This is a genomic window from Micrococcus sp. APC 4021 (assembly GCF_030407635.1).
GTDB classification, from domain to species: Bacteria; Actinomycetota; Actinomycetes; order Actinomycetales; family Micrococcaceae; genus Micrococcus; species Micrococcus luteus.
Genome location: NZ_JASDCZ010000092.1, coordinates 1 through 9105 on the forward strand (window position 1 = coordinate 1; position 9105 = coordinate 9105).

9 protein-coding genes are annotated in these 9105 nt (G+C 74.7%); 1 reads left to right on the forward strand and 8 read right to left on the reverse strand.

The genetic code is table 11. From position 1 onward, the window contains the following. A partial coding sequence (locus QL983_RS08545; protein ID WP_290152310.1) for a phosphotransferase occupies window positions 1-397 on the forward strand: 397 nt, incomplete at its 5' end. A 15-nt stretch (window positions 398-412) separates the two neighbouring features. On the opposite strand, the gene gatB is transcribed toward QL983_RS08545, so the two are convergent. The 8 genes from gatB to QL983_RS08585 form a co-directional block, all read right to left on the reverse strand. Beyond that, the gene (gene gatB, locus QL983_RS08550) at window positions 413-1918 is read right to left on the reverse strand and encodes an Asp-tRNA(Asn)/Glu-tRNA(Gln) amidotransferase subunit GatB (RefSeq protein WP_069941780.1); all 1506 of its coding nucleotides are present in this window, start codon (window positions 1916-1918) and stop codon (window positions 413-415) included. Beyond that, window positions 1915-3531: an Asp-tRNA(Asn)/Glu-tRNA(Gln) amidotransferase subunit GatA gene (gatA, locus tag QL983_RS08555; protein ID WP_205781732.1), complete on the reverse strand. Its 1617-nt coding sequence runs from the start codon at window positions 3529-3531 to the stop codon at window positions 1915-1917. The genes gatB and gatA overlap by 4 nt, the downstream gene beginning before the upstream one ends. Before the next feature lie 8 nt (window positions 3532-3539). After that, window positions 3540-3836: an Asp-tRNA(Asn)/Glu-tRNA(Gln) amidotransferase subunit GatC gene (gene gatC, locus QL983_RS08560; RefSeq protein ID WP_020625519.1), complete on the reverse strand. Its 297-nt coding sequence runs from the start codon at window positions 3834-3836 to the stop codon at window positions 3540-3542. A 204-nt stretch (window positions 3837-4040) separates the two neighbouring features. Beyond that, window positions 4041-4565, reverse strand: coding sequence for a GNAT family N-acetyltransferase (locus QL983_RS08565; RefSeq protein ID WP_002854352.1), 525 nt, complete (start codon window positions 4563-4565; stop codon window positions 4041-4043). Further along, window positions 4562-5044, reverse strand: coding sequence for a hypothetical protein (locus tag QL983_RS08570; protein WP_100058894.1), 483 nt, complete (start codon window positions 5042-5044; stop codon window positions 4562-4564). Before QL983_RS08570 ends, QL983_RS08565 begins: the two co-directional genes overlap by 4 nt. Then, the gene (locus QL983_RS08575) at window positions 5041-5958 is read right to left on the reverse strand and encodes an inositol monophosphatase family protein (protein WP_020625516.1); all 918 of its coding nucleotides are present in this window, start codon (window positions 5956-5958) and stop codon (window positions 5041-5043) included. The genes QL983_RS08570 and QL983_RS08575 overlap by 4 nt, the downstream gene beginning before the upstream one ends. Next, window positions 5955-8348, reverse strand: coding sequence for an NAD-dependent DNA ligase LigA (ligA, locus tag QL983_RS08580; protein ID WP_020625515.1), 2394 nt, complete (start codon window positions 8346-8348; stop codon window positions 5955-5957). The genes QL983_RS08575 and ligA overlap by 4 nt, the downstream gene beginning before the upstream one ends. Window positions 8349-8388: 40 nt before the next feature. Further along, on the reverse strand, window positions 8389-9105 hold a 717-nt coding region (locus QL983_RS08585), incomplete at its 5' end, for a protein phosphatase 2C domain-containing protein (RefSeq protein ID WP_290152317.1).

The window sequence follows — 9105 nt, forward strand, 5'->3', positions numbered from 1 at the left end:
CGCCGCGCCGCCCGTGCCGCCGTCGCTCGTGCACGGCGACCTGGCCGGGCACAACATGCGCTGGCGTGCCGTGCCCGAGGACGAGGACCCGCGCGCCCCGCTGCGCTGGGCGCTGGCCGGGGTGCTGGACTGGGACTTCGCGTGCGCATGGGACCCCGCCCTCAACGTCGCCTACCTGGCGCTGTGGCACGGCGAGGAGAAGGTCCCCGACCTGGCCCGGGACGCGGCCGAGGCGCGCCGGGCCCGCGTGTGGCTCGGGGCGATGGCCCTGGAGACGCTCGACGACGCGGCGGCCCGGGACGCGATCGTCGGCGGGCTGGCCGCGGGGTCCTGGCGGCGCCTGCTGCGCAAGACCCTGCCCCGCGTGGCGCGGACCCTCGCCGCCCTGGACGACTGAGGGCCCGCGCGGTCGTCAGGACACGCCCAGGCGCTCCAGGACGATCTCGCGGACGCGGCCGGCGTCGGCCTGCCCGCGGGTGGCCTTCATGACCGGGCCGATCAGGGCGCCGACGGCCGCCATCTTGCCGCCCTTGATCTTCTCGGCCACGTCCGGGTTGGCGGCGATCGCGGCGTCGACGGCCTCCGTGAGCGCGCCGTCGTCGGACACCACGGCCAGGCCCTTCGCCGTGACGACCTCCTTCGGGGCGCCCTCGCCGTCGGCCACCAGGCCGAGCACCTGCTTGGCGATCTTGTCGTTGATCGTCTTCGCGGCGATCAGCTCCTCGATCTCCACCACGTGCGCCGGGGTGATCCCCAGCTCGGCGACGGCGACCTCGCGGACGTTCGCCAGGCGGGCGATCTCGCCCATCCACCACTTGCGCGCGGCCGCCGCGGAGGCGCCGGCCTCCACGGTCGCGACGATCTCGTCCAGGACGCCGGCGTTGACGACGTCGCGGAACTCCTCGTCCGAGAAGCCCCACTCGGCCTTGAGCCGCTTGTTCCGCACGGCCGGCAGCTCGGGCAGGGCCGCGCGCACGCGCTCGACCCACGCGGCGTCCACGTGCACGGGCACGAGGTCCGGCTCGGGGAAGTACCGGTAGTCGTCCGCGTCCGACTTCGGGCGGCCCGAGGTGGTGCTGCGGGTGTCCTCGTGCCAGTGGCGGGTCTCCTGCGTCACGGTGCCGCCCGCGGCGAGCACCGCGGCCTGGCGCTGGATCTCGTGGGTGACCGCGTGCTGCACGGCGCGCGTGGAGTTCACGTTCTTCGTCTCGGTGCGGGTGCCGAACTCGGTGGCGCCCTTGGGCATCAGCGAGACGTTCGCGTCGCAGCGGACGTTGCCGCGCTCCATCCGCGCGTCGGAGATGTCGATGGCCTGCACGATGTCCCGGATCGCGGTGACGTAGGCGCGGGCCAGCTCGGGGGCCCGCGCGCCGGCGCCGACGATCGGCTTGGTGACGATCTCGATGAGCGGCACGCCCGCACGGTTGTAGTCGACGAGGGACGCGGAGGCACCCTGGATCCGTCCGGAGCCGCCCACGTGGGTGAGCTTGCCGGCGTCGTCCTCGAGGTGCGCGCGCTCGATCTCCACGCGGAAGACCTCGCCGTCCTCCAGCTCGACGTCCAGGTGGCCGTCGAAGACGATCGGCTCGTCGTACTGGGAGGTCTGGAAGTTCTTCGGCGTGTCCGGGTAGAAGTAGTTCTTCCGCGCGAACCGGCAGGTCTCGGCCACCTGCGCGTCCAGGGCCACGCCCAGGCGGATCGCGTACTCCACGACCTCGCGGTTGAGCACCGGCAGGGTGCCCGGCAGGCCGAGGTCGAGCGGGGTCACGTTGGTGTTCGGCTCGTCGCCGAACGCGTTGGGCGCCGAGGAGAAGATCTTCGTGGCGGTGTTCAGCTCCACGTGCACCTCGAAGCCCAGCACCGGGTCGAAGCGCTCCATCGCCTCCGCGAAGTCCATGGTCTGTTCTGCGTGGCTCATGCCCGGCCTCCTGCCGTGGTCGCGGTGGTGGCGCGCTGCGCGCCCTTCTCCAGCTCGGGGGCCTCGGCCCACACCGGCCCGCCCCGGCGCTCGGCCACGAGGCGTTCGAGCGCGGCGCCGGCCTCGTACAGGCGGGCGTCCTCGCGCGCGGGCGCCATCAGCTGCAGGCCGTAGGGCAGCCCGTCGACGACGCCGCCCGGCACGGACATGCCCGGGACGCCGGCGAGGTTGGCCGGGATGGTGGCCAGGTCGTTGACGTACATGGTCATCGGGTCGTCCGTCTTGGCGCCCAGCTCGAACGCCGGGGTCGGCGCGGTGGGCGTGAGGAGGACGTCCACCCGCTCGAAGGCGCGGGCGAAGTCCTGCTGCACGAGCGTGCGGACCTTCTGCGCGGAGCCGTAGTAGGCGTCGTAGTAGCCGGCGGAGAGCGCGTAGGTGCCCAGGATGATGCGGCGCTTGACCTCGGCGCCGAAGCCGGCGGCGCGGGTGGCGCCCATGACCTGCTCGATCGTGCCGCCGCCGTCGGGCACCACGCGGTGGCCGTAGCGGACGCCGTCGAAGCGGGCCAGGTTGGAGGAGGCCTCCGAGGGCATGATCAGGTAGTACGCGCCGAGGGCGGCGTCGAAGCTCGGGCAGGAGACCTCCACGATCTCCGCGCCGGCCTCCCGCAGGGCCGCGACGTGCTCGTCGAAGCCGGCTCGGATGCCCGGGTGGAACGCCTCCGCCGGCAGGTCCGTCACGACGCCGACGCGCAGCCCCGCCAGGTCGCGGCCGCGGGCAGCGGCGGTCAGGTCCGCCGGCGCGTCGGCCAGGGACGTGGAGTCCTGCGGGTCGGGGCCGCCGATGACCTGCTGCAGCGCCGCGGCGTCGGCCACGGTGCGGGCGGCGGGGCCGATCTGGTCCAGTGAGGAGGCCATCGCGATCAGGCCGTAGCGGGAGACGGCGCCGTAGGTGGGCTTCACGCCGACCGTGCCGGTGAACGCGGCGGGCTCACGGACGGAGCCGCCGGTGTCCGAGCCGAGGGCGAAGGGGGCCAGGAAGGCGGCGACGGCGGCCGCCGACCCGCCGCCCGAGCCGCCGGGCACGCGGTCCCCGTCCCACGGGTTGCGGGTGATGCCGAACGCGGAGTGCTCGGTGGAGCCGCCCATCGCGAACTCGTCGAGGTTGGTCTTGCCGAGGATCGGCAGGCGGGCCTCGCGGAGGCGGGCCACCACCGTGGCGTCGTACGGGCTGAGCCAGCCCTCGAGCATGCGGGAGGCGGCCGTGGTCGGCTGCCCGCGGGTGACGATGTTGTCCTTCACGGCCACGGGCACGCCGGCCAGCGGGTGCAGGGCGTCGGCCTCGGGGCCGCCGGCGGCGCGGATCGCGTCCACCTCGGCGGCGACGGCGAGGGCCTCGTCCGTGTTCACGTGGAGGTAGGCGCGCACGCCGCGGTCGCCGTCGGCGTCGGCGCGCACGTCGCCGTCGTGGGCCGCGATGCGGTCCAGGTGGGCCTGGACGAGCTCCACGGACGTGGTGGTGCCGGCGCGCAGGCGCTCGGCCATCTGCAGCGCGGTGAGCCGGACGAGCTCGTGGGCGCCGAGGGTCGCGTTCACGTCGAACGTCTCGGTCATGGGGGTGATCACTCTCCGTCCAGGATGGCGGGGACCTTGAACTGGCCGTCCTCGGAGTCCGGCGCCTGGTCGAGGGCCTCCTCCTGCGTGAGCATGCCGGCCGGCACGTCCTCGCGGAACACGTTCTCCAACGCGATGGGGTGGGACGTCGGCGTCACGTCGTCGCCCGCGGCGGCCTGGACCGCGGAGACGTGCTTCAGGATCTTCTCCAGGTCGCCGGACATCGTGTCCAGCTCCTCGTCGGTCATCCGGATGTGGGCCAGGCGAGCCAGATGCTCCACCTGATCCCGGGTGATCTCAGGCATGGATCTCCTCGTGTGACGGGTCGGGGCGGGGTGGACGACGCCGGCGCGGCGGCGGCCACATCGGAATCGAGTCTAGTGCCGGGGCCTGCCCGGCCGCCGCCACCGCTTCGAGGCGGGAGATCCACCCCACCGCGGCGCTCCGGGCCCGCATGACAGGGATTTCCCGCCCCGAATGGGGTCCCGGTGCCGATGTCCCGCCCGGGGTCAGTCCAGCGCGAGCCGGTAGACGAGGAACGGGCCGGTCTCGTCGGCCGGGTCGAGGTCCGGCACCACGTCCGCGAGGAGCCAGTCCCGCTCCGGGACGCGCACGAAGCCGGCGCGCTCGTACATCCGGTGGGCGCCGGTCATGGAGGGCATGGTGGTCAGCACGACGGCGTCCACGCCCTCCTCGGCGCGGGCCCGCGCCACGATCTCGGCCAGCAGGGCGCCGCCCACCCCGCGGCGGTGGAACCGCGGGTGCACGGCGAGCATGCGGAACTCGTACTCCCCGTCGCCGGAGGTCTCGGCCAGGGGCGAGCCGGGCGGGGTGAGCACCACGGACCCGGCCACCTCGCCGTCGACCTCGGCCACGAGCACCTCCGCGCGGCCGGCCCGGTCGGCCACGTCCATGAGGGTCTTCACGTAGGCGTCGTCGGGGGCGATGTGGCCGCCGTCGACATAGGACGCCAGGGTGAGCTCGGCGACCGCCTCGTGGTCCTCGGGGCGTAGCGGGCGGACGAGGGCGCTCATGCGTCACCTCCGGCGCGCTGGCGCAGCGTGTCCTTCAGGCGGGCGCGGGTCGCGTCCGTGGCCACGACGTAGTCGCGCCGACGCAGCCAGGCGGTGGGCACGGCCTGGTGGGGGTGGCCGTCGCGCGCCTCGTGCAGCCCCGCGAGGAACGTCGCGGCCGCCGGCTCCTGCCAGATGTTCACCCAGTAGGCGCGCTCCCGCTCCTGCGCCGTCAGCTCCTTGACCAGCCGCCGCGTGAACGGGCAGCCCGGCCGCCAGAACACGACGACGCCGCCGCGCTCGACGTGCGCCTGCGCGCCGGCGAACGGCCGCGAGCGGACCCGCACCGCCCACCGGTACGTGACCGCGTAGCCGGCCAGGACGAGCCCGGCCACGATCATCCCGACCTGCTGCAGGCGCGTCCCCGCGATCATGAACGTCAGTCCGCCGGCCACGAACAGGACCGGGTAGAACCACGGGTCTCCGACGATCCGTCTCATGCCCTCTCCCCCGTCACGGCGGCCAGGGCGGACCCGTCCACGTCGCCGGCCACCATCCAGTCAGGATGTGCCGTGCCGTCCGCCGAGGCGGGCCGCGTCACCGCGACGCCGGCCTCCTCCGCCACCAACGCGCCGGCGGCCCAGTCGTACTCCTGCGTGCCGAACTCGGCGTACGCGTCCAGGGTGCCGTCGGCGACCATGCACAGGTCCAGCGCCGCCGAGCCGATCCGTCGCACGTCCCCGAACGCGGGCAGCAGGGCCGCGAGCGCCCGCACCTGCAGGGCCCGGCGGGCGGGGTCGTAGCCGAAGCCGGTGGCGAGCAGTCGCCCCGAGCGTCCGGGCAGGGGACCGGTGAGCCGCACGGGGGCGGCATCGCGGTCGGGCAGGTCCACGCCCGCCGTCGTCGCGTCCGCGGTGCTGAAGGCGCCCCGGCCCGCGCTCGCGTACCAGGTGCGCCCCAGCGCGGGCGCCGCCACGACGCCGGCCAGCCAGCGTTCGGTGCCCTCGGCCACCCCCAGCAGGTCGGCGGTCTCGGCGTCCACCGGGCCGGTGACGGCCACCGAGGTGCAGAACTGCGGAAGCCCGCGCACGAAGTTCGTGGTGCCATCCAGCGGGTCGATGGACCAGCGGTACCCGGACGGCTCGGCCGGACGGGTGGCGCCGTACTCCTCGCCGGTGATCTCGTCCGAGGGGCGGTAGCCGGCGACGACCTCCCGGACGGCCTGCTCGGCGCGGCGGTCGTAGTCGGTGACCCAGTCGGAGCCGGAGGACTTCGTCTGCGCGCCGATCTCCTCGATGCCCAGCGGGACGGCCGGGTGGTGACCGGTCCAGCGCCGGGCCAGGACGTCCGCGCCGGCGCGCGCGGCGGCCTTGGCGACCACGAGCAGGCCCGGGACCGTGGTGCGCGCGCTCATGCCGAGGCCTCCCCCTCTGCGGCGCCGTCGGGGGCGTCGTCCGTGTCCGCCGGGCGCACCGCGTCCGGGCCACCGGCCAGCAGCGCCGTGAACCCGGCCTCGTCCAGCACGGGCACGCCGAGGGACTGCGCCTTGTCCAGCTTGGAGCCGGCGGCCTCGCCGGCCACCAGGAAGTCGGTCTTCTTGGACACGGACCCGGAGGCCTTGCCGCCGCGCACGAGGATCGCCTCCTTCGCGGAGTCGCGGGAGAAGCCCTCGAGCGAGCCGGTGACCACCACGGTCAGGCCCTCGAGCGTGCGCGGGGTCGACTCGTCCTGCTCGTCCTCCATGACCACGCCCGCCGCGGCCCAGCGGTCCACGATCTCCCGGTGCCAGTCCTCGGCGAACCACTCGATGAGCGCGTCCGCGATGATCGGACCGACGCCGTCGATCTCGGCCAACCGGTCCCGGTCGCCGGCCTCGGCCGCCGCGCGCAGCGCCGCCATCGAGCCGAACGCCGTGGCCAGCGAGCGGGCCGCCGTCGGGCCCACGTGCCGGATGGACAGCGCCACGAGGGTGCGCCACAGCGGCTGGGACTTGGCCTTCTCGAGCTCGTCGAACAGGCGGAGCGTGTTGGCCGTGGGCGCGGACGGCTTCTTCGCGGTGGCGGCGGTGAAGAAGTACGGCTTGAGCGTGAACACGCCCGAGGGCACCATGCGGCAGTCCACCTTCGTACGGCCCTCGCGCCACACGCGGACCTCGCCGAGGGAGCGCTGCAGGTCCGTCAGCCCGTCCTCGCCGCGGGGGCCCGTGATCTCCTCCGGCGTGCCGGAGGCGAGGTCGAAGATCTGCGCCTCCGCCGTGATGGGGCCGGGACCCTCGGGGCGCACCTGCCCCTCGTGCTCGGCCGGGTCCTCGCCGGGGCCCTGGACGAGCCAGCGGGCGGCCTCCTCGCCGAGCGCCTCCACGTCGAACGCGCCGCGGCTGGCCAGGTGCTCGACGCGACCGGCCAGCTGGGCCGGGCAGGAGCGGGCGTTGGGGCAGCGCAGGTCCACGTCCCCCTCCTTGGCCGGGGCCAGCGGCGTGCCGCACGAGGGGCAGTGCGTGGGCATGACGAACTCGCGCAGCTCCCGGCCCGCCTCGATCGCCTTCTCGCGCAGCGGCAGCACGGGGCCCACGACCTCGGGGATCACGTCCCCGGCCTTGCGCACCACCACGGTGTCCCCGATCAGCACGCCCTTGGCCTTGACCACGTCCTGGTTGTGCAGGGTGGCCAGGGAGACGGTGGACCCGGCCACGGTGACCGGCTCCATCACCGCGAACGGGGTCACCCGTCCGGTGCGGCCCACCGAGACCGCGATGTCCCGCAGCAGCGTGTGCACCTCCTCCGGCGGGTACTTGTACGCCGCGGCCCAGCGGGGCACGCGGGAGGTGTGGCCGAGGTAGCGCTGGTCCGCGAACGCGTCCGCCTTCAGCACGATGCCGTCGATCTCGTGGATCAGCTCGTGCCGGCGCCGGCCGTACTCCTCGATCACCGCGACGACGGCGGCCAGTGCCTCCTCGTCCGCGCCCTCCACCAGCCGGGTGTAGGGGCTGACGGGCAGGCCCCAGCCCGCGAGCGCGTCGTACACCTCGTGCTGGGACTCCAGCCCGAACGCCTCGACCGAGCCGATGCCGTGCACGAACATGGCCAGCGGGCGCTGCGCGGTGACGGCCGGGTCCTTCTGACGCAGGGCGCCGGCGGCGGCGTTGCGCGGATTCGCGAACGGCGTCTGGCCCTCCTCCGCACGGCGCGCGTTGAGCTCGGCGAAGGCGGCGGAGGACATGAACACCTCGCCGCGCACCTCGAACTCGGCGGGCCAGCCCTCGCCGGAGAGCTCGTGCGGGATGTCCCCGATGGTGCGCACGTTGGCGGTGACGTCCTCGCCCGTGACGCCGTCGCCGCGGGTGGCGGCCTGCACGAGCCGCCCGTCCCGGTAGCGCAGGGCGACGGCGAGCCCGTCGATCTTCACCTCCACGAGCCAGCGGGGCGCCACGCCCGGTCGCACCTGCGTCAGGGCCTGCGCCGCGCGGCGGAACCAGACCTCGAGCTCCTCGATGGAGAACAGGTCCTCGAGCGAGTACATGCGGGCCCCGTGCCGGACGGGGGCGAACGCCTCCGAGACCTCGCCGCCGACCTCCTGGGTGGGCGAGTCGTTGGCCACGAGCTCGGGGTGCAGGGCCTCGAGGTCCTCGAGGCGGCGGTACAGCGCGTCGTACTCGGCGTCCGAGATCTCCGGGGCGTCCCGCTGGTAGTAGGCGGTCCGGGCGGCGCGGACCCGCTCCACGAGGTCCTCGTACTCCTCCCGCAGGTCCGCGGCGGGGATGTCCTGCGGATCGGGCTGGGCGGCGGATTCCTTGGGGGTGCTCACCCGGCCCAGCGTAGTCGGCGTCCCGGACGGCGCACCCGGGTCAGGGGATGCGCACGAGCACCGCCGTGATGTTGTCCCGGCCGCCGCGCCACAGGGCGGCGCCGATGAGCTTCTCGAGGGCGTCCTCGAGGGTGTCGGCGTCGTCGATCAGCGCGCGGATCTCCTCGTCCAGCAGCTCGCCGGTCAGGCCGTCGCTGCACAGCAGGACGAGGTCCCCGGAGGCGAGGGGGACCTCGGCCACGTCCACCGTGAGCGCCTCGCGCGAGCCGAGCGCGCGGGTGATGACGTTGCGGCGCGGGTGGACGCGGGCTTCGGCGGGGGTGAGCTCCCCCGCGTCGACGAGCATCTGGACCGCCGAGTGGTCCACCGTGAGCTGCTGGAGCACCGGCGAGCCGACGGGCCGCAGGTACACCCGGGAGTCGCCGACGTTGGCCACAGCCCAGCGGCCGCGCTCCGTGTCCAGGCAGGCCAGGACGGTCAGGGTGGTGCCGGAGCGCCCCAGCCCGGCCTCGACGACGGCGGCGTCCGCCTCGTGGATCAGGTGGCCGAGCTCCTGGGGCGTGTGGGCCGTGCCCGGGGCGAGCACCTCGGGGGCGCGGCGGCGCAGGGTCTCGATCGCGGCGGCCGAGGCCACCTCGCCGGCCTCGTGCCCGCCCATGCCGTCGGCCACGGCGGCGAGCACCAGCGGCTCCCCGACGAGGGTCCACGCGTCCTCGTTCAGGTCGCGGACGGCGCCCACGTGGGTGGCGCCCGCGAC